Source organism: Caulobacter sp. GW821-FHT10E02, from assembly GCF_059415225.1.
Genome location: NZ_JBWKMV010000001.1, coordinates 124,096 through 143,262, shown reverse-complemented (window position 1 = coordinate 143,262; position 19,167 = coordinate 124,096). Strand labels below are relative to the sequence as shown.

General features: G+C 69.5%; 19 protein-coding genes. 6 read left to right on the top strand and 13 right to left on the bottom strand.

Features of this window, described 5'->3' with window-relative positions:
• Positions 1–10 precede the first annotated feature (10 nt).
• Positions 11–757: a Crp/Fnr family transcriptional regulator gene (locus AC07NI_RS00725; RefSeq protein ID WP_494614888.1), complete on the top strand. Its 747-nt coding sequence runs from the start codon at positions 11–13 to the stop codon at positions 755–757.
• Here AC07NI_RS00725 and AC07NI_RS00720 read toward each other — a convergent pair.
• The 7 genes from AC07NI_RS00720 to AC07NI_RS00690 all read right to left on the bottom strand — a co-directional run bounded on the left by AC07NI_RS00720 (position 754) and on the right by AC07NI_RS00690 (position 9,378).
• A complete protein-coding gene (locus AC07NI_RS00720) occupies positions 754–2,256 on the bottom strand; it encodes a GH39 family glycosyl hydrolase (RefSeq protein ID WP_494618195.1) in 1,503 nt (500 codons plus the stop codon). The genes AC07NI_RS00725 and AC07NI_RS00720 overlap by 4 nt on opposite strands.
• A gap of 103 nt (positions 2,257–2,359) precedes the next feature.
• Entirely contained in the window at positions 2,360–4,339 is a 1,980-nt protein-coding gene (locus AC07NI_RS00715) for a TonB-dependent receptor (protein WP_494614887.1), read from the bottom strand.
• A gap of 55 nt (positions 4,340–4,394) precedes the next feature.
• A complete protein-coding gene (locus tag AC07NI_RS00710; RefSeq protein ID WP_494614886.1) occupies positions 4,395–5,813 on the bottom strand; it encodes an efflux transporter outer membrane subunit in 1,419 nt (472 codons plus the stop codon).
• Positions 5,810–6,691, bottom strand: a complete 882-nt coding sequence (locus AC07NI_RS00705) for an efflux RND transporter periplasmic adaptor subunit (protein WP_494614885.1) — start codon at positions 6,689–6,691, stop codon at positions 5,810–5,812. The genes AC07NI_RS00710 and AC07NI_RS00705 overlap by 4 nt, the downstream gene beginning before the upstream one ends.
• A 5-nt stretch (positions 6,692–6,696) precedes the next feature.
• Positions 6,697–6,906 carry a DUF1656 domain-containing protein gene (locus AC07NI_RS00700; RefSeq protein WP_494614884.1) on the bottom strand — a complete coding sequence of 70 codons (210 nt, stop codon included), beginning with the start codon at positions 6,904–6,906 and terminating at the stop codon, positions 6,697–6,699.
• Positions 6,903–8,912 (bottom strand): FUSC family protein, encoded by a 2,010-nt coding sequence (locus tag AC07NI_RS00695; RefSeq protein WP_494614883.1) that lies wholly within the window; start codon positions 8,910–8,912, stop codon positions 6,903–6,905. Before AC07NI_RS00695 ends, AC07NI_RS00700 begins: the two co-directional genes overlap by 4 nt.
• 7 nt (positions 8,913–8,919) lie before the next feature.
• On the bottom strand, positions 8,920–9,378 hold the full coding sequence (locus tag AC07NI_RS00690) for a MarR family winged helix-turn-helix transcriptional regulator (RefSeq protein ID WP_494614882.1): 459 nt from the start codon (positions 9,376–9,378) through the stop codon (positions 8,920–8,922).
• 169 nt (positions 9,379–9,547) lie between these two features.
• Here AC07NI_RS00690 and AC07NI_RS00685 point away from each other — a divergent pair, with 169 nt between their 5' ends.
• On the top strand, positions 9,548–10,417 hold the full coding sequence (locus tag AC07NI_RS00685; protein WP_494614881.1) for an alpha/beta hydrolase: 870 nt from the start codon (positions 9,548–9,550) through the stop codon (positions 10,415–10,417).
• Between the two features lie 11 nt (positions 10,418–10,428).
• On the opposite strand, the gene AC07NI_RS00680 is transcribed toward AC07NI_RS00685, so the two are convergent.
• Positions 10,429–11,292: a dienelactone hydrolase family protein gene (locus AC07NI_RS00680; protein ID WP_494614880.1), complete on the bottom strand. Its 864-nt coding sequence runs from the start codon at positions 11,290–11,292 to the stop codon at positions 10,429–10,431.
• Between the two features lie 64 nt (positions 11,293–11,356).
• Positions 11,357–12,385: a glycosylasparaginase gene (locus AC07NI_RS00675; RefSeq protein WP_494614879.1), complete on the bottom strand. Its 1,029-nt coding sequence runs from the start codon at positions 12,383–12,385 to the stop codon at positions 11,357–11,359.
• A gap of 55 nt (positions 12,386–12,440) precedes the next feature.
• Between AC07NI_RS00675 and AC07NI_RS00670 the strand changes: the two genes are divergently transcribed.
• The gene (locus AC07NI_RS00670) at positions 12,441–13,178 is read left to right on the top strand and encodes a copper homeostasis protein CutC (RefSeq protein ID WP_494614878.1); all 738 of its coding nucleotides are present in this window, start codon (positions 12,441–12,443) and stop codon (positions 13,176–13,178) included.
• 3 nt (positions 13,179–13,181) lie between these two features.
• Here AC07NI_RS00670 and pelA read toward each other — a convergent pair whose 3' ends face one another.
• The 4 genes from pelA to AC07NI_RS00650 form a co-directional block, all read right to left on the bottom strand.
• On the bottom strand, positions 13,182–14,489 hold the full coding sequence (gene pelA / locus AC07NI_RS00665) for a pectate lyase (RefSeq protein ID WP_494614877.1): 1,308 nt from the start codon (positions 14,487–14,489) through the stop codon (positions 13,182–13,184).
• A gap of 91 nt (positions 14,490–14,580) precedes the next feature.
• Entirely contained in the window at positions 14,581–15,747 is a 1,167-nt protein-coding gene (locus tag AC07NI_RS00660) for a glutathionylspermidine synthase family protein (protein WP_494614876.1), read from the bottom strand.
• Entirely contained in the window at positions 15,747–16,505 is a 759-nt protein-coding gene (locus AC07NI_RS00655) for a PspA/IM30 family protein (RefSeq protein WP_494614875.1), read from the bottom strand. The genes AC07NI_RS00660 and AC07NI_RS00655 overlap by 1 nt, the downstream gene beginning before the upstream one ends.
• A 24-nt stretch (positions 16,506–16,529) precedes the next feature.
• Positions 16,530–17,201, bottom strand: coding sequence for a YjfI family protein (locus AC07NI_RS00650; protein ID WP_494614874.1), 672 nt, complete (start codon positions 17,199–17,201; stop codon positions 16,530–16,532).
• Positions 17,202–17,357: 156 nt separating this feature from the next.
• On the opposite strand from AC07NI_RS00650, the gene AC07NI_RS00645 reads away from it, so the two are divergent.
• From AC07NI_RS00645 to AC07NI_RS00635, 3 genes are read left to right on the top strand one after another with little or no spacing between them, the layout of a single operon-like run.
• Entirely contained in the window at positions 17,358–18,005 is a 648-nt protein-coding gene (locus tag AC07NI_RS00645; RefSeq protein ID WP_494614873.1) for a DUF2491 family protein, read from the top strand.
• A gap of 15 nt (positions 18,006–18,020) precedes the next feature.
• Entirely contained in the window at positions 18,021–18,434 is a 414-nt protein-coding gene (locus AC07NI_RS00640) for a DUF350 domain-containing protein (protein ID WP_494614872.1), read from the top strand.
• 11 nt (positions 18,435–18,445) lie between these two features.
• Entirely contained in the window at positions 18,446–19,075 is a 630-nt protein-coding gene (locus tag AC07NI_RS00635; protein WP_494614871.1) for a DUF1190 domain-containing protein, read from the top strand.
• Positions 19,076–19,167: the final 92 nt, after the last annotated feature.

Below are 19,167 nucleotides of genomic sequence, written 5' to 3'. Positions count from 1 at the left end.
AGCGTACCCGATGACCGTGATTCCATCATCGCCCCCGCGTGCTGTCAGCCATACGATGTTCGAGCAAACGTCCAAAGACTATCGCGCCAACAAGATCTTCCGGCACATGACGCCGGCGGAGATCGAGGCCCTGGCGCCGTTCGTCGAGCTGCGCGCCTACGGCAAGGGCGAGATGATCCTGCAACGGCGCGATCAGGACGGCGGCATCTACCTCCTGTTGGAGGGTGCGCTTTTGGCCAACCAATACGCGAAATCAGGGCGCGAGGTCGGCTATCGGCGGATTTCGCCGGGCGGCTATTTCGGCGAGATCTCGGCCATCGACGGCCTGCCGCGCTCAGCCAACATCGTCGCCCTGGAGGACGCGCGGCTGGCCCGCCTGCCCCAGAGCCTGGTCCGCCGGCTGTTCGAGGACTCGCCGCGCTTCATGCGGGCGTTGCTCGAAGACATGGCCGGGCTGACGCGCTCGCTGACAGACCGGTTGTTCGAACTGACCGCCGTCTCGGTCGCCTGCCGGGTCGATATCGAGATCCTGCGCCTGGCCGCGGCCTCCAGCGCGGACGGCCAGACCGGCGTCATCTCCCCCTGCCCCACCCACGCCGAACTGGCCGCCCTGCTGGGCAGCCAGCGCGAGCCGGTGACCCGCGAGCTCAATCGCCTGGCCAGCCTGGAGATCGTCCGCCAGACCGGCCGCACCCTGCACGTCCTGGACCTGCCGGCCCTGGCCGCCGAGATCGAGCGCATCGGCGGCGAAGTCTAGGCCGGGGTCAGCTCGACCAGGACGATGTCGTTGGACCGCATCGGCAGGTCGACGATCGTCTCGCCGGTCGTCTTCACCAGCATATCGATCTCGGGCGCGTCTACGGTCAGCCCCTGAAGCTGGCGCAGCTGGTCGGCGGTCAGGCTGGTGGGCGAGCCCATGTCGATATAGGCGCTGTAGGCGTCGTTCTTGCGGTAGCCGGTGCGGCGGACACGCAGGCGGTACGACCCCGGCTTCAGGCCCGCCAGGCGCAGCTTCAGCGGCTCGATATCCGTGGACGGATGAAGCTTGCCGTAGAACGGGCGATTGCTGACCGTCTGTTGCGGTGTCCGCCAGTCATAGGCCAGCACCGCCACCCGGTCGCCGTCGCGAGCCGCGAACACTCGGTCGTCCTCACAGGCGATCGCCTGGCCCTTCACGGCGGCCAAGTACTTGTAGGCGAACCACGCCGGCTTGCGGATCCCCTGCGGATTCATCAGGCCGAAGCCGCCCTGGAACGGCGCGGTCGGCGGGCCGCCCTCCTCGAACAGGTCGCTATAGGTCCAGTAGCTCATGCCTTGCAGCAGGCCCTGGGCGCGCCGCAGTTTCTCCAGGATGTAGGGCGCGCTGACATAGCTGTCGTGGACGGGATCGCGCGGCGAGTAGCTGGTGCTCCATTCGGTGAAATAGAGCGGCAGGTCCGGGAAGGGCGAGGCCGAGATCTCCCGGCGCACCCGGCGGATGTCGCCGAGGACGGCGTCGGGCGAGGCCGACAGCTTGGTGTCCTCCTTGCCGGCCTCGTCGACGAAGCCACCGTCGACGCCGTAGGTGTGGGTGGTGACGAAATCGACCGGCGCGCCGCTGGCCTTCACGTGGGCCAGGAACTCCGGGACCCAGGCTCCGCCGGCCGTCGAGGGGCCGCCGACGCGCAAGGTCGGGTCGATCGCCTTGATGGCCTTGGCGGTGACGTCATAGAGCTCGAAATAGGCCGCCTTGTCGGCGCCCTCCCAGAAGCCCTTCAGGTTGGGCTCGTTCCAGACCTCGAAGAACCAGGTGCGCACCTCGCCTTCGCCATAGCGCTGGCGGATGTGGCGGACGAAGGCGTCGATCAGGTCGCGCCAGGGCTCCAGCTTCGGGTGCGAGGTGTTGCCCTGCCAGTAGAAGATCGCATTGCCCGAGGTCTTCAGCGCCACGGGCGTGAAGCCCAGCTCGACGAACGGCTTGAGCCCCTTGGCCAGCAGGGTGTCGTACAGCTGATCGATCTTGGTCCAGTCGTAGACGATCTTGCCGTCCTTGATCTTCACCGTGCCCAGCACGTCGTGGAAGATCCCGTGGAAGCGGATGTAGCGGAAGCCCAGCTCGTCGACGGCGGTCTTCAGCTGCGCCTGGCTGTCGGCGCGCATCAGGGTGCCGGGATAGTCCGAGCCGACGGAGAGGTCGAAGAACCGGTCTACGGGTCCCTTGGCGCGGGCCAGATCGACGGCCACCACGCGCGGCTTGCCCGGCGCGGCGCAGGCGATGACGGGCGCGACGGCGGGCAGGCTCGACAGCGCGGCCAGCATGGCCCGGCGTGACAGCGGCATGGACGGTCTCCCTGTTCGTAGCGCGGCGATGATACCGTCGTCAGCGGCGCAGGGCGAAGCCGATATAGACCGTGCGCGGAGCCGAATAGCTGGTGACGCCATCCGCCGTCTGACCGACCGCGAGATCGGCGTCGAGGGTGTTGTCGGCAGCCAAGTAGACCTCGGTGCTCGGCGACAGCTTCCAGCCAGCGCGCAGGTCCAGGCTGGTCCCGGCCTTCAGCACGCGCTGGTTCAGGTCGTCCTCGAACCGCTTGCTCTCGTAGCGCAGGTCGGCGTCGAAGCTGAGACGGTCGATCGGCTTCCAGCGCGCGCCAGCGGTGACGGTCAAAGCCGGCGCCTGGGCCGGGCGCTTGCCGTCCAGCTGGGCGACCGCGCCACTCCCCTCGACGCGGGCGTGGGTGGCCGAGAAGGCCGCGCGCACGGTCCAGGCGGTGGAAAGGTCGGCGGAGACGTCACCCTCCAGACCATAGGCGCTGATCTGGCCGGCGTTCTGGCGCTGGCGCAGCACGCCGCCGGCCGGGATGAAACCGGCGATCGGGAAGGTCCCCGGGCCGATGCCGATGGTGACGTTGGTGATCGGGTCCTGGACCTGGTTGTAGAAGACCCCGAGGTTCCACCGCGCCACACCCCCGCCCGACAGGCCGGTCTCGACGCCGTACAGGGTCTCGGGCTTGAGGGCGGCGTTGGATTCGGTAACGTCGTTGCCCACCCGGAACGGACGATGCAGCTCGTTGAGCGTCGGCGGCCGGAAGCCGGCATAGGCCGCCGCTCGCACCCAGGTCTCGCCCGTCAGCCGCTGGCGCACGCCGATGCGGCCCGTCGGCGTCGTGCCCGAGGCGTTGGTCGGCGGGGCGTCCAGGGTCAGGGCGCCGGTGGCCGTATCGCGTTCGCGGCGGACACCGTCATAGGAGCGCCACCCGTCCAGCCGCGCCCCGGCGACCAGGGAGAAGTCCGGCCGGTTCCAGGCGGCCTCGGCATAGACCCCGCCCACCAGGGTCCGGCCGCCGGCCGTGCGCTGGCGGGTGAAGGCGCCGGTCATGTAGCGGAAGAGCTCGTGGGTCCGCCCCTCGGACATGCGGGCGTCGCCGCCCAGTTCCCAGGTCCAATCGGCCAGCGCGCCCTGCCAGGCGGCGTTGAGGCCGTAGCCGCTGGCCGGGGTCGAGTACTGGTCGTTGGCCGGGGTGGTCGCGACGCGGCCGGCGGCGACGGCGGCCGAGGTGTTCTCCAGGTCACTGGATCGCGCCCAGGCCTGCACGCGCCAAGTGTCGGTCGCCACGGTCACGGCCAGCGAGCCGCCGGTGGCGTTCGATCGCGCCCCGACCAAGCCGGCGTCGCGCTTCTCCTGGAAGGCCCCGGCGCGGATCGCCCAGCGCACGCCGTCGAGTTCGCCCTGGACGCGGGCGGCGATAGAGCCGTCCTCCAGGGTGGTCGGCGTATCGGCCGCGCCCGCCGCGCCGTTGCGGACGGGATAGTAGCCGTCGGTGCGCGAGCTGCTGGCGGTCAGGAGCAGGTGGTCGGTCCCGAACGTCCCGGCCGCGCGCCAGCCGTCGCGTTCGCGGGCCTCGGCGGTGAAACTGGTCAGGCCACCGCCGGCGTCGCGCTCGCGCAAGGCCACCACGCCGGTCAGGGCGCCGGCGCCGTAGGGGCCCGCCCCCGCGCCGCGCACGACGGTCGCGCCCGAAAGGCCTTCGCCGGGCAGAGAGGTCCAGATCACCCAGCCGCCGAACGGGTCGTTCTGTGGTGCGCCGTCCAGGGTCACAAGCGCACGGCCGGCGCCGGAGGGAGCGACGCCGCGGAGCGAAAGCCCCTGGATGGTCGGGTTGGCCGCGTCGCTGCCGGTGCGGCGGAACAGCGAGACGCCAGGCGTGGTCTTCAAGACGTCGTCCAGCCGCGCCTGGGCGCCCAGTTCGGCGGCGTCATAGTAGGCGGTGGAGAAGGCCTCCTGCCCGGCAAGCGGCAACAGCCGGGGCGCCTCGACGACGACGGTGGAGACCGGGGGCGGCGGGGCGTCAAGCGGCACGGGCGAACTCTACTTTGGGGAAAGGCGATGCTTAGCCCAAAGTGGCATGACCACGCTATCGTTCCCAGCCACCGCCGAGCGCCAGGAACAGATTGACCTGGTCGGCCGCCACCTGGCTGTCGGATTGCGCTAGCGAGGCTTCGGCGAGCGCCAGGGTGCGCTGAGCATCCAGGCCGGTCAGGTAGGGGCTCTTGCCGGCGCGGTAGAGCGTCTGGGCCTGGGTCTCAGCCAAGGCGGCCTGGTCGCGCGCGGCCTTCAGCGCGGCTTGCCGCTGCAGGTCGTGAGCGTAGGCGTCGAGGCTGGTCTCGGTCTCGCGCAGGGCGGTCAGCACCACGCCGTCGAACCTGGCCAGCGCGCCATCGGCGCCGGCCTCGGCCTGGCGGATACGGGCCCGCTCGCCCTCGCCCGGCAGGGCCCAGGTGATCAGCGAGGTCAGGCCCCAGCGGTTGGCCGGCGCCTGGCCGATATCGGCCAGCAGGCCCGTCGAGCCCGCGCCTGCGCCCAGGGTGATGCTGGGATAGAGCGCGGCGGTGGCGACGCCGATCCGGGCCGTGGCGCCGGCCAGGGTCCGCTCGGCCTGGCGCACGTCGGGGCGGCGCTTGAGCAGAGCCGCGCCGTCGCCGACCGGGATCGGCTTGGCCAAGGTCGGAGGGACTACGCAGGCCTCGACCGCCTTGGGGAACTCGGCCGGCGGCTTGCCGGTCAGGGTGGCCAGCTTGTAGAGCGCGGCACGGCGGCGGCTCTGGAAGGTCGGGAGGCTGGCGCGCGACAGGTCCAGTTGGGCCTGGGCGCGGGTGACGTCGACCGCCGTGCCGCGACCGGCCTTCACCAGCTTCTGGGTGACCGTCAGGCTACGGCTCTGAAGGTCCAAGGTCTTCTGCGCCACGGCCAGCTCATGGCCGTTGGCGCAGGCCTCGACATAGGCGCGGGCGACGTCGGCGGCGACGCTGACGCGGGCCAGGTCGAGGGCGGCCTGCGAGGCCTCGGCGTCAGCATGGGCGGCTTCGGCGGCGCGCTTGAGGCGGCCGACCAGATCGACCTGGTAGGAGACCTTCAGGCCCACATCGGCCAGGTTCTCGACCGGCAGCGGCTCGGCCAGCAGGAACTGCTCGCCGGACTCGCGGGAATGCATGGCGGCGGCCGAGGCCCCGACCTTGAAGCCGCCGGCGTCGTCGGCCTCGCCGGCGATGGCGCGAGCGCGGGCCAGGTTGGCGGCGGCGACGCGCAGGTCGGTATTGGCCTTCAGCGCCTCCTCGACCAGACCGTTCAGGACGGGGTCGTCATAGAGCTTCCACCAGCCGACCGGAACCGGGTCCTGGCTGACGGCTTTCGAGCTCGCCCCGAGGAAGGCGCCCTGCGCGGCCGGCGCGTTGATCTTGGCTTCGGCCGGCAGCTTGTAGTTCGGGCCGACGGTCGTGCAGGCGGTCAGGGCCAGCAGCGAGCCGGCGACGGCCAGAGTGCGTAAAGGGCTCATCGACCCGCTCCCACCACCGCGACCGTGGCGGTGCGGCCGGCGATCAGGCGCAGGTCGCGCGGCGTCTGGTCCAGGGCCACGCGCACCGGCACCCGCTGGGCCAGGCGCACCCAGCTGAAGGTCGGGTTGACGTTGGGCAGCAGGTTGCCGCTGGCGGCGCGGTCGCGGTCCTCGATGCCGGCCGCGATCGACTGGATGTGGCCCTTCAGCGGCCGGTCCTCGCCCATCACCTTGACGGTCACCGGCTGGCCGATGCGCAGGCCCGACAGCTTGGTTTCCTCGAAATAGCCCTCGACCCGGAACGAACGGCTGTCGATCAGGGCCAGCACCGGCTTGCCGGCGGTGACGTAGTCGCCGGTGCGCAGGGTGAGGTCGGACATGAAGCCGTCGGTCGGGGCCAGCACGACGGTGCGCTTCAGGTTCAGCGCCGCCACGTCGCGGGCCGCCAGGGCCTGGGACAGGGCCGCTTGGCCCTGCTCGACCTTGGACAGGCTCTGCTCGGTGACCTCGCCGGCGACCAGTTCGCCGAGCGTGCGGTTGCGGGCCAGTTCGCGGCGGGCCTGGGCCAGCATCACGCGCTGGGCCTCGACGGCGGCGTCGGCCTGGCGCAGGGCCAGGGCGTAGCGCTCGCGATCGACATAGAACAAGGGCTGGCCGGCCTTGACCGTCTGGTCGTTGGCGGCGTCGACGCGGGTGACCAGGCCCGAGACATCGGGAGCCACCTGCACGACGTCGGCGCGGACGCGGCCGTCGCGGGTCCAGGGATCGACCTGGTAGTGGGTCCACAGCGCCTTGCCGCCGACCAGGGCGGCGATGACGACGACGCCGGTGACGGCGACGCGGGCGGTAGTCAGCAGAACGGTCTTCAGCGGGGGCATGGCGATCAGAACTTCAGGGGCGAAGGGACCGCGACGACCGCGGCCCAGAGGATGACGAACAGGGCGGTGTCGAACAGCGCCGGATGCCAGACGAAGCGGTAGGCTCCAGCCCAGGACAGCACGCGGCGCAGCACGAACGCGGCGGCCAGGGCGATCACCGCCGAGACGAGGACGGACGACAGGAAGACCCCGTCGAGGGCGAATTCGCCGTTCATCGGGCGATCTCCGGAACGAAGGCGGGAGCCTCCGGGAACAGGTTGCGGCGCAGGCCGACCAGGCCCGAGACGCCCTGCACCGCCGAGGCGGCGGGGGCGATCGACAGGCCGCGCAGGGCCGCGTCGATACGGGTGAGCAGGTCTTCGCCGGGCTTGTGGGCTTCGCCGGCGGCCAGGGCGGCGAAGTGGTCGCCGACGCCGTCGAGAGCGGCGTCCAGCTGGCGCTTGCCCTCGGCCGGCAGGTCCGGGCGAGCGGTCTGGACGGCGACCAGGTTCATGCCGACCCGCAGGTCGCGCAGGGCGTCGACGCCGACGAAGTCGTGGCGCTCGCCGGCCTCGGCCAGCTTGGGCGTCAGCATGCCCAGGCGATCGACCAGGATGGCGGCGAAGGCGGCCCTGTCGGGCGCCTGGCGGGCGCGGGCCAAACGGGAGAGGCCGCGCCAGGTGCGGACCAAGAGACGTCGCGCGCTGGCGTCCACGCCCATCGAGCGCAGGCCGGCGGTGACGATGATCGCGAACAGCAGGCCGACGAACTGGGCCAGATTGCCATTCAGGAAGCTGGCGAAGTCGGCGCTGAACGTCTCCTGCAGGGTCAGGGCGTTGCAGAAGCCGATCAGCATGGCCAGGGCCGCGCCCATCCGCTTGGGATCGGGGATGTAGAGGCCGATGAACAGCAGCGGCGGGGCCATCACCATCAGCAGCATCGGGAAGCCGTCGATCGCCGGCAGGATGGCGAACATGTAGAGCGCCGACAGCGGCAGCGAGGCCAGGGTGAACAGGCCGAAGCTCTTGATGGCCGGGACGGGGTCGTCCATCGCCGCGAAGAAGCAGCAGAACACCGCGGCCATGACCGGGGCCGAGGCGCCGTCGCCCCAGCCGGACAGGATCCAGGTCGCGCTGGACAGCAGGATGGCGATCACCGCCGCGCCTCCAGACAGCAGGGCCAGCGGCAGGTCGGCGTGCATGGGGCGCATGCCCTTGGCGCGCGCCTGGGCGTCCAGGGCCGGCGATAGCGGCGCGTCAGGATTGTCGAGGCGGGCCATCAGCGCGTGGCCCTCGGCCAGGGCGCGGACGGCCTCGGACAGGCGGACCAGCAGGCTCTCGATCAGCAGGTTCGACCAGGCCGCGCCGCGTCGATGGGCGGCCAGGTCGGTCAGGCGCTCGATCAGGTCCAGGCCCTGCTCGCGAGGCGAGCCGGCCTCGATCCAGGCCGCCACGATGTTCAGAGCGGCGCGAACGCGTGCGTCCTTCACGTCGCGCAGAGCCTCCATGCGGTCGGCCAGGCCCGACAGCAGCGGGATCAGCAGCAGCATGCGCTCGTGCAGGGCGCGGACGACACCGGTGGTCTCGCGCAGGCGCGAGGTGTCGAACGGCAGGTGGACAGCCAGCATCTGGATCTCGCTGGCGGCGGCGGCCAGGCGCCGGCGATCGTCGGCGATGTCCTGGCCCTTCAGCACGTCCAGCGCCCAGCGGTCGGCCTCGCCCAGCCAGGTCGCCAGACGGTCCTTCAGGACGGCGCCGACCGGGCGCGGGAAGATCAGGCTGTGGGTCAGGGTGGCGCAGACGATGCCGAGGCCGATCTCGATCACCCGCCAGACGGCCAGGTCGAAGATCGCACCGGGCTGGTTGACGGCGGGAAAGCCGATGATCGCGGCGGTGTAGCCGGCCAGCATCAGCAGGTAGCTGCGCGGGGTGCGGTCCAGCAGCGAAATGGTCAGGCAGCCGCCGACCCACAGCGCTAGCGCCAGGCTCAGCAGGACCGGCGCATTGACCAGGTTGGGAACCAGAGCCACCGCGGCGGCCGCGCCCAGCAGTGTGCCGAGCACGCGGTAGACGGCCTTGGAGCGCACCGCGCCGGCCAACGGCTGACTGACGATATAGGCCGTGGTCATCGCCCAGTACGGACGCGGCAGGCCTAGGGCGAAGCCGACATAGAGGGCCAGCATCGCCGCCGCGAAGCTGTTCGCCGAGAACAGCAGCGTATGCCGATCGAATTTCGGGAGCATGGCGGGGCTAGACCCCCTGCCCGGCCGCCAGGTCCAGGGCGGCCTCGAAGGTCGCGAAGGTCCGCACCGCGGCCTGTAGATCGTCATCGTTGACGCCCGTCAGCATCTGGGCCCGCACCACCTGCACGGCGTCCTCGACCACGGCCGCCAGGGCCTGGCCCTCGGCCGTCAGGTGCAGGGTCTTGGCGCGCTTGTCGCTGGGATCGTCGCGGCGCTCGACCAGACCCGCCTGGGCCAGTTGGTCGAGGATACGGACCAGCGACGGCCCCTCCACCCCGATCTCCTCGGCCAGCATGCCCTGGCGCATGCCGCCGCCCGCGCGGGCGATGTGCAGCACAGGCATGGCCTTTGCGTCCGAGATGCCGTGGGCGGCCAGGGCGCGATTGACCTCCTTGCGATAGACCCGCGCCAGCCGCAGCAGGGCGCCGGCAAAGGTGCGTTCGTCGAGGGTGCGAGCAGAGGTCATGGAACGGCGATCTATCTAATAGGTAGCTTCCTATCTAAATTAGATAGCATCCTACCTATCTGATCGCAAGAGCGCGGCCGTGGGATTTCTTCGACCTTAGTCGCGATAGGCATGGCCGCTGGAATGTGGAGTCTGGACCCAGCCGCCTGCGCGGTCCGGGAGACCCTCCATGCTCGTCCTCGCCCTCATGGCGCTGTTGGTCGCCGCGCCGGTGGAAGGCCCGGCGACGATCACGCTGTGGCCGCACGGCGCGCCCGGTTCCGAGCGGCGGGCCAGCGAGCCCGAGATCGTCGAGAACACCTATGTGCGCAACGTCCACAGCCCGAACCTGACGGTGTTCCCCGCCGACCCACGACACGCCAACGGCGCGGCGATCATCATCGCGCCCGGCGGCGGCCATCGCATGCTGGTCTTCGTCAATGAGGGCTCAGGACCCGCCAAGGCCCTCAACCGCTACGGCGTCACCGTCTTCGTCCTGAAGTACCGCCTGGCGCGCGAGGCGGGATCGACCTACGCGATCGACCGCGACGCCGCCGCCGACCTGCGCCGGGCCGTCCGCTGGGTGCGCGCCAACGCCGCCCAGTACGGCGTGGACCCGCGCCGCATCGGCGTGATGGGTTTCTCGGCCGGCGGCGAGCTGGTCACGCAGGTCGCCGACAATCCCACGCCGGCGCAGGCGCCCTCGGGCGATCCGCTGGACGCGGTCAGCGCCCGTCCCGACTTCCAGGTGCTGGTCTATCCCGGCCCGCTCGGCATCCCGGCCCAGGCCGTGGCCGACGCCCCGCCGGCCTTCATCACCGCCGGCACGCTGGACCAGTGCTGCGCCGAGCCGGCGATGACGCTCTACAGCCAGCTGCGCAAGGCCGGGGTGTCGGCGGAACTTCACCTGTTCGCCGACATGGACCACGGCTTCAACATCGCCGCGCATTCGGAGAGCCTGTCGATCCAGCATTGGCCCGACCGGCTGGCCGACTGGCTGAACGACGGCGGCTGGCTGCATGAGCGGCCGCCGTCGCCCTATAAACCCCTGAAACCCTGAAGCCTTAAACCCTAGACCAGCGCCTTCTTGTACAGCGCCAGCAGATTGCTCCAGGCCCGCTCGGCCCCTTCCTCGTTGTAGACTTGGCTGCCCTTGACGGTCCAACCGTGGGCGCAGCCGGCGAAGACCTCGACCTGGGCCGGACGCTTGGCGGCCTCGAAGGCGACCTTCAGCTTGTCCTTCACGGTCGGGTCCTGCTTGTCGTCGTTGTCGGCGACCTCGATCAGGTAGTCGGCGTGGGTCTTGGCGATCAGCAGGTGCGGGCTGTCTTCCTTGTCGGTCCACAGGCCGCCACCGTGGAAGGTGGCCACCGCGCCGATGCGGGCCGGGACCGCGCCGGCCGTGCGGAACGACAGCGGGCCGCCCATGCAGTAGCCCTGGACGCCGGCCTTCTTGGTCTTGTCGGTCTTGGCCTGCGCGTCGAGGAAGGCGATGTAGGCGGCGGCGTCCTTGAACGTGCCTTCCGTCGTCACCGAGGCCCGCAGCGGCGTCAGCTTGGCGCGGTCATCCGGGTTGGCGAAGTTGAACGTCCCCTCGACCACCGGGGCCTTCTTGACCCGGTAGTAGAGATTGGGGACCAGCACCACATAGCCGGCCGCGGCCAGGCGGCGGCCCATGTCGCGGAACACCGGACGCAGACTCATGACGTCGGGCCACAGCAGCACGGCCGGGTACTTGCCCTTGGCCTTCGGATAGAAGAGCGCCGCATCGGCCACGCCGTCGGGCGTCTTCACCTCGACGTCCTTCTCCTCGACCGTGTCGTCGGCGCGGGCGACCGAGGCGACGCCGGTGGCCGCGACCGTCAGCAGGCCGAACGCGCGACGCGAAAGGCGGGGGTCGTGGACGAGGCCTGGGTGGATATCGTCATCGCACATGGCGGGCTCCCTCTGAACTTGAGGGCGGCACGCTATAACCGCGTTCTGCGATCGCCTACCCTCTTTACGTTGAGAGCTGGTACGTCGCCTTGCCTCGCAGGAGCAGGTCCTGCTTCTTGCCGTCGCACAGGGCGTAGCTGAAGCCGCTCTGGATCGCCCAGGCCCCGACCTCGCCCTGCTTGTTGACCGCCAGGAAGCCGACCTGGAATTCCTTGGCGTTGGGCTTCTTCTTCAGGATGCGCTCGACGGCCTCACGGCAGGCGGCCTCGGGCGAGCGGCCCTGGCGCATCAGCTCCACGACCAGGAAGCTGCCGACATTGCGGATCACCTCCTCGCCGACGCCGGTCGAGGTGGCGCCGCCGACCTCGTTGTCGACATAGAGGCCGGCGCCGATGATCGGGCTGTCGCCGACCCGGCCGCGCATCTTCCAGGCCATGCCGCTGGTGGTGCAGGCGCCGGCGATGTTGCCCTTGGCGTCGATGGCCAACATGCCGATGGTGTCGTGGTTGTTGGCCCCGCCGGGCGTGCCCAGCTGACCGGAGGTCTTGCCGTAGTCGGCGTTCTCGCTGTTGGCCTTGGGCTGGTACTTGGCTTCCTTCTTCCAGGCCTCCCAGGCGGTCTTGGATTCCGGGGTCAGCAGCTCCTCGTGGGTGAAGCCCTGCTCCAGCGCGAACTGCAGGGCGCCGGCCCCGACCAGCATCACGTGCGGGGTCTTCTCCATGACCTTGCGCGCCACCGAGATCGGGTGGGCGATGTGTTCCAGGGCCGCCACCGCGCCGCAGTTGCCCAGCTCGTCCATGATGCAGGCGTCCAGCGACACGTGGCCGTCGCGGTCGGGATAGCCGGCGCGGCCGACGCTGTGGTTTTTCAGGTCCTGCTCGGGGATGCGCGCGCCGGCCTCGACGGCGTCCAGCGCGCGACCGCCCTTGGACAGCACCGCCCACGCGGCCTGGTTGGCGGCGACGCCGAAGTCCCAGGTGGAGATCACGCAGGGGCCGTCCAGCTTGGTCACGGGCTCGGCCGCCGAGACCTTCGCGCCCAGCAGGGTCGATCCGACGAGCGAAGCGCCGATCAGGCCTCTACGATTCAACATTCCTATGCTCCAACAAGGCCGCGTTGCGAATCCGTACCACACGCTGGAGCAGAGCATGACCGCTGGCCACATTCTCCTGGAAGTCTGCGTCGACACGCCCGCCGGACTGGCGGCGGCGATCAAAGGCGGGGCGGATCGGATCGAACTTTGCGCGGCTTTGGCGCTGCAAGGCCTGACCCCCGCCCCCGGCCTGATGGCCCAGGCGGCCGGCGCGCCGATCCCGATCTATCCGATGATCCGTCCCCGGAATGGCGACTTCTGCTACGACGCCGGCGACCTGGACCACATCCGGCGGGATATCGACGCGGTGCGGGAATACGGCCTGGCCGGCGTGGTGATCGGGGCGAATTTGCCGGACGGGCAGCTGGATCTCGCGGCGCTGGAACTGCTGGTCGAGCACAGCAAGGGCCTGGGCATGAGCCTGCACCGCTCGTTCGATCTCGTCCCGGATCAGTCGGTGGCCCTGGAGGCCGCGATCGCGCTGGGCTTCGAACGCGTGCTGACCTCGGGCGGCGCTTTGACGGCGCAGGCTGGGGCCGAGCGGATCGCCGAGTTGGTGCAGCAAGCCGACGGCCGGATCGGCATCCTGGCTGGCGCTGGCGTGCGGCCCTCGAACGTCGCCGAGCTGGTGAAGCGCACCGGCGTACGCGAGGTCCACGGCTCGTTCGGCGGCCCGATCCCAGGGGCCGAGCTGGGCTCGAAGCTGAACGAGATGGGCTTCGTGCCGCCGGAGCTGCGGGACACGGACGAGGCGGCGGTCGCGGAAGCGGTTCGGATCCTCCGCGACCTCTGAGCCCTAGGCGGCCGGGTGGCTCTTCACCCAGCCCTCATAGGCCTTGATCGCCTTGGCCGGCGCGGTTCCGAACCACGCATAGCCGTTCCGCCGCTCCAGCGAGAGTTCGTTGGCGTTGTCGCGCAGGGTCTTGTCGCGCTCGCCGAAGACCGGCTTGCCGGCGGTGTCGTAGTAACGCGACCACAGCGGCCCCGCGCCCGGCTGGTCGACCAGGCGACGGCCTTCGGGGTTTTCTTTCCCGCCGGTCCAGGCCTTGTCCATGATCGCCGCGCCCTTCAGCCAAGCCACGCCCGCGTGGACGGCGGCGATCTCGGCCGGGGTCGGGTCTGGCAGGCTCATCAGATAGACCAGCAGGTCAGCGCTCTCGCCCGTCGACAGAGCCGGCGGCTCGTAGTTGCGGCCCGACACCGGGGCCAGGGTGAACGGATCGGCCTGCTGCCCCCAGATGGCCAGCTTGCCGCCGACGCGGATCTGCGAGGCGACGATGACCGCGCGGCCCTTCTTGGCGGCGGCGCCCGACTTGGCGCGCAGATCGGCCGGGACAAAGGCGAAGTCGGTCTTGGCTTCCGACACCTCGGTCAGCAGGTCGGCGGCTTCGGAGACGGCGTTGTCGTTGAAGGTGACGGCGTCATGGTAGCCGCCTTGCAGCGGCCAGACCTGCGGCCAGCCACCGTTGGGAAACTGGGCGGCCAGCAGGTAGTGGACCCCCCTCAGGAAGCTCGCCCGATAGGCCTCGCCGTCCTTGCCCGGCGCCTGGCCGGCGACCTTGGCCAGGAAGCGCATCTCGGTGATGGTGGCGTTGTTGTCCAGCGTGCCGACATAGCCCCATTTCGGATCGCGGGCGGCGTCGAAATCGGTCTCGCTGAGGTGCTTGGAATTGTTGTCCGAGTGCCAGGGCTGGCCCGGCAGGCGCAGGGCCCCGGTGCGGTCCTGGTTCTTGCTCCAGCCGCCGGCCGGGGTCTGGAAGCTGACGATGACGTCGGCGATGTGGCGGGCTTCGGGCGAGACGTACCAGGCGGCGGGCTTGTCCAGCGCCATGCCGTTGTCGCCATGGCCGGTCGGCGGTTGCGGCGGGGCGACCTCACCCGGTTTCAGCTCGGCGGCCAGGGCGGCGCGGTCGGCCTTCTCCTGGGCGATCGAGCGGTCGAGATAAGCCTTCCACGCCGGCTGCTGGGCGGTCGGCAGGGCCGCGATCCGCTCGGCGGTGATCGGCTGGGCGGGGACGTTGGTTCCGATCACGCCGGCGAGGGCCGACGTGGCCAACAGGATGGCGCTGAGGAACAGGCCGATCATGGCGGCGCGGTGGTTCATCTGGACGTCTCTCCCCGGCAGGCGTCGTTGTCGTTGAACGCCTTGTCTCACGGGAATGATACCGGTTTCCTACCGGGATGAAACACTCCCCTTAGGGGGCCTCGATGATGTGCGGCACGAACCGCGAGCGGTCGCGCGTCACCCGGCCGCGATCCTCGCGCACGCCGATCCCCGCGGCCTGGTCGCCGATGACCCACGAGCCCACCACCGGATAGTTCACGCCGAACTTCGGCGGCGGCTTCAGTTCCTGGCGGATCCAGCCTTCCTCGCCGTAGCCCAGGTCCAGCACCCGGCCCTTGCGGCCGTCCTTCCAGAGCTCGACGTTGGCCCCTTCCCGGCTGAACAGCGGCTTGCGGGCGTAGCTGTTACCCAGCCGCTCGACCTTGGGGTCGTCGTCGAAATAGGTCTCCAGCAGGTTCGGATGCCCCGGATGACGCTCCCACAGCAGCGGCAGCAGGGCCTTGTTCGACAGCACCGCCTTCCACGGCGGCTCCAGGAACAGGGTCTTGGAGTCGGCGATATTGGCCGCGTACGGCTCGCGAAGCATGTCCTCCCAAGGGTACAGCTTGAACATCGCGCCGATGATGTAGTTGTCCTGGTCGACGAAGCGGCCGTCGGCGTCGAGGCCGACTTCCGTCATCGGCACGAACTTCGGCTCCAGCCCCGCCAGACGCGCCATGTCCTCCAGGAACCGCACGGTCTGGCGGTCCTCGACGAAATCCGGATCGCTGGCGAAGTGGACGAAGCCGCCGTCCGGGAAGATCGCCTTGAAGCGGTCGGCCAGCTGATCGTGCAGGCTGTTGAACTGGTCGGTGCTCTCCGGCAGCAGCCCCTGGGCGATCAGGTCCTCCAGCCACAGCCACTGGAACACGCCGGCCTCATAGATGCTGGTCGGGGTGTCGGCGTTATATTCGTAGAGCTTGGGCGGCCCGGCCCCGTCATAGGCGAAGTCGAAGCGGCCGTAGAGCGACGGATCGCGGGCCTTCCACGAGGCGGCGACCAGGTCGCGCGAGGCCTCGGGGATCTGCAGGCGCGCCATCAAGGCGTCGCTCTTCACCGCGTCCTCGACCAGCTCCAGGCACAGCTTGTGCAGCGCCTCGGTCGCGGGCTCCAGATGGCCCTCGACCTCCTCCAGCGTGAAGGCGTAGGCGGCCCGCTCGTCCCAGTAACGACGACCGTCGGCGTGATGCCAGGTAAAGCCGACCGCCTCGGCCTTGGACTTCCAGTCCGACCGAGGCGTCAAGGTGAGACGGCGCATCAGGCGTCCGAGCCGTCCTTGTTGACCTTCTGCTTGTCCTCGATGGCCAGCATCGGGGCGGGCAGAGCCTCGTCCTTCGGGGCCATCAGGCGGGCCAGCACGTCTTCCGCGCCGCCACCGCCCGGCAGGATGCCGGCGGCCGCGAGCTTGGCGTCGAGATCGGCGCCGGTCTTGCGATCCTCGGACTCGTTGTGCAGCTTGAACTGCTCCTCGCGGACCGACTGGCGCTCCTTGATGCGTTTCAGGCTATCGGCGGCCGAGCCGACGACGCCGCTGGCCGAACCCGAGCGCGAGATCACCGCGGCCTGCGCCTTTTGGACGCTCTCGTTGACCTTCACGATCTCGATTTCGCGGCGCAGCGCTTCGACCTTGGTGTCGGTCTGGGCGATGATCGTGCGCAGCTTCTCCTCGGCCGCGCGCAGCTCGTTCATCTGCGTGGCCTTCTGGCCGGAGTCCTTCTCCAGATCGGCGATGCGCTGGGCCACTTCCAGGGCCAGGGCCTGGTCGCCCTTGTTCATCGCCGCGCGGGCCGAGGACTCGTACTTGCGCGCCTGCTCGGTCAGCTGGCCGACCTCGGTCTCCAGGCTGCGGCGGCGGGCGACCAGCTTGGCCAGCTCGTCCCGGGCCTTGCCCTGGGCATTGTCGGCGTCGCGGATTTCCTGGTCCAGGATCCTCAGGGCGTTGGCGTCCACGATGGTCTGCGCGCCGTCATGCGCGGTCCCACGGAACAGGGCCGAGAGCTTGCTCCAGATCGACATCAGTAAGTCTCCAGGTCCAATTCTTTAGGCGGCCGACGCGCGGCTTTTCTCGAAGGTGTCGCGCAGGTCGCTGGCGGCGGCGATGGCGTTGTCGGCCAGGGTGCGCAGCTCGATGATCAGCGTCTGCAAGGTGGTCTTGGACGAGATCTCGCCCATCAGCTCGTAATAGTCACGACCGTCGACCGAGGTGATGCCGAAATTCGACAGCGGCACGATCTTCTGGGCCTTGAGCAGGAACTCGTTGAAGGCCGCGCGGTCGTTCTGCTCGTCGCAGGGCCACAGCAGGGTCGAGACGACCAGCTGCAGCGCGCCGCCGCTGACATAGATCGGCAGGTCGCCGAACTCGTGCATCACGACCTGCAGCACGGGCTCGACGCCCTCGACGACGGTGGCGGTCAGCTCTTCGTCGCGCACGAGGGCGCTTTCCACGAGCGCGTCGCGCAGGCTGTGGATCGTCCAGGCGGTGTCGATAACGGAGTCCATGTGTCTGACGCCCTTGGGGGGATGGGGGTTGGTTGCCAGGGTCGGCCCGCGGACCGACTCGACGACGATCGCCTGCACGGCCGAAAGGATGTCGGGCTTGCACGCCGCCGGCGCCCAGACCTCGATCTTCACGAAGCCGGCGTTCCGGCGGGCTTCACGCCACGCGCGGGTTCTTTCAGCGGCCTGGGCGCTACGGGTCGGTTTGGCAGGCATGCGTTACATGTACGCATAACATGTACGCTTGACAAGGCGCCGTTCGGCGTCATCCTGCGACTTAAGTTCACCCGAGGGCAAGCGCGCTATCGGGCAATTCGGCGTCGCTTGCTAAATAAGCGACCTGAGCAGGTTTTTGAGGGCTCGCGGACCGCGATGTTCGGAAAGCTTTTCGGCAACAAAGGCGGCGAGACTAGGTCCGCCCTGCCCATCATCCGCAATGTCACGATCGGCCGCACGGTGGTGCTGGATCCGCTGGCCTGGCGGCGCTTCAGCGGCGAGACCAAGTTCGCCCTCGACCGCGACACGCTGGAGATCACCGCCCAGGGCCTGATCCAGCTGAACGACGGCGCGTTCGTGCACCGCTTCTATACGGACGACGAGATCCTGTTTCAGGTCGTCTCGGATGACCGCGAGGGTCAGAAGGCCAACGACTTCACCGTCTTCGTGCCCTGGGCCAGCGAGTATCCGGCCGACCGCGCCGATCGCGACCTGTGGACCCAGCGCCTGCGCGCCCGCACGTTCCAGGCCGAGGGCCTGCCGGCCTATACCCGCCTGTGGTTCGGCGACGAAGCCGCCGAGCAGGACCCGGTGACGCTATGGGAAGACGTCTATTACGATCGTGACGCCGAGCGGCCCGACCGACGCCTCTTCCAGACTACCATGCTGTTCAGTCGCGACCTCGCCGGCGGCGACGGGCGCGAGCTTCTGTTGGCCCTGGCCCTCGAGCCCGAGGACAGCAAGGACATCAGCCACGAGACGATGATCGGCCTGCCGCTGTCGGTGGGCGAGTTCAGGGCCTAAAGGGGACAAAGCCAGATGTTCGACTTCACCGGTTTCCAGGAAGGCGCGACCGCGTTCCTGCTGGCCTTCGTCGTGGCCGGCCTGTTCACGATCGCCTTCAAGTACATCTACCAGTGGGTCACGCCCTATAACGAGAAGGCGCTGATCCGGGCCGGCAACGTCACCGCTGCCATCGCCCTGGCCGGCGCGCTGATCGGCTACGCCCTGCCCCTGGCCTCGGCGCTGAGCCACACGGTCAGCCTGCCGGAATTCGCCGCCTGGGCCACCGTCGCCGGCATCGTCCAGATCGCCGCCTTCACCATCGTGCGCATGGTCGCCCTGCGCGACGTGCAGGTCCGCGTCGAGAACAACGAGATCGCCATCGGCGTCTATCTGGCGGGCATTTCGATCACGGTCGGCCTGCTGAACGCCGCCTGCATGACCTCGTGAGGAGCGACACGATGCGCAAGCGTTCGAGTTCCCTGAAGCTGACGACCATGCTGGCCGGGGCCACGGCCCTGACCCTCTCCGGCTGCGACGATCCCGGCGGCCAGGCCAGTTGGGACCCCAACAAGGGCGAGCAGGTCGAGGCCTTCAGCTACAAGACCCTGGAAGAGTGCAAGGCGGCCAACGAGGTCTCCGACCAGCAGTGCGACACCTCCTACGCCGCCGCCCAGAAGGACGACGCCAAGGACGCGCCGAAGTACGAGGCCCGCGCCTCGTGCGAAGAGGTCTATGGGGCCGGCAACTGCGTGCCGCGCAGCTACAACAACGGCGGCAACTTCTTCACGCCGCTGCTGGCCGGCTTCGTGATCGGGCAGATGATGGACGGCGGCTATCGCGGCACCGGCCTCTATCGCCGCGACGACCGCTATGGCGGCGGCTACTACTCGACCTGGGGCGGGCATCTGGGCCGCGACTACGGCACCGGCCGCACCACCATCAGCAAGTCCAGCATCGATCCGCCGGACGCCATCCGCAACGCCCCGCCGAAGATCCAGACCCGCACCTCGGTGGTCTCGCGCGGCGGCTTCGGCGGCGGTCGCAGCTACGCCAGCGGCAGCAGCTTCCGGGGCGGTTTCGGCGGCTAAATAGCGTCGGCGCGTTTTTGCAATTGACTCGCAACTACACATCCCGTCTAGTTGCGATGTGTTCGCAAGAACGCGTCGGGCCGCTCACCGAG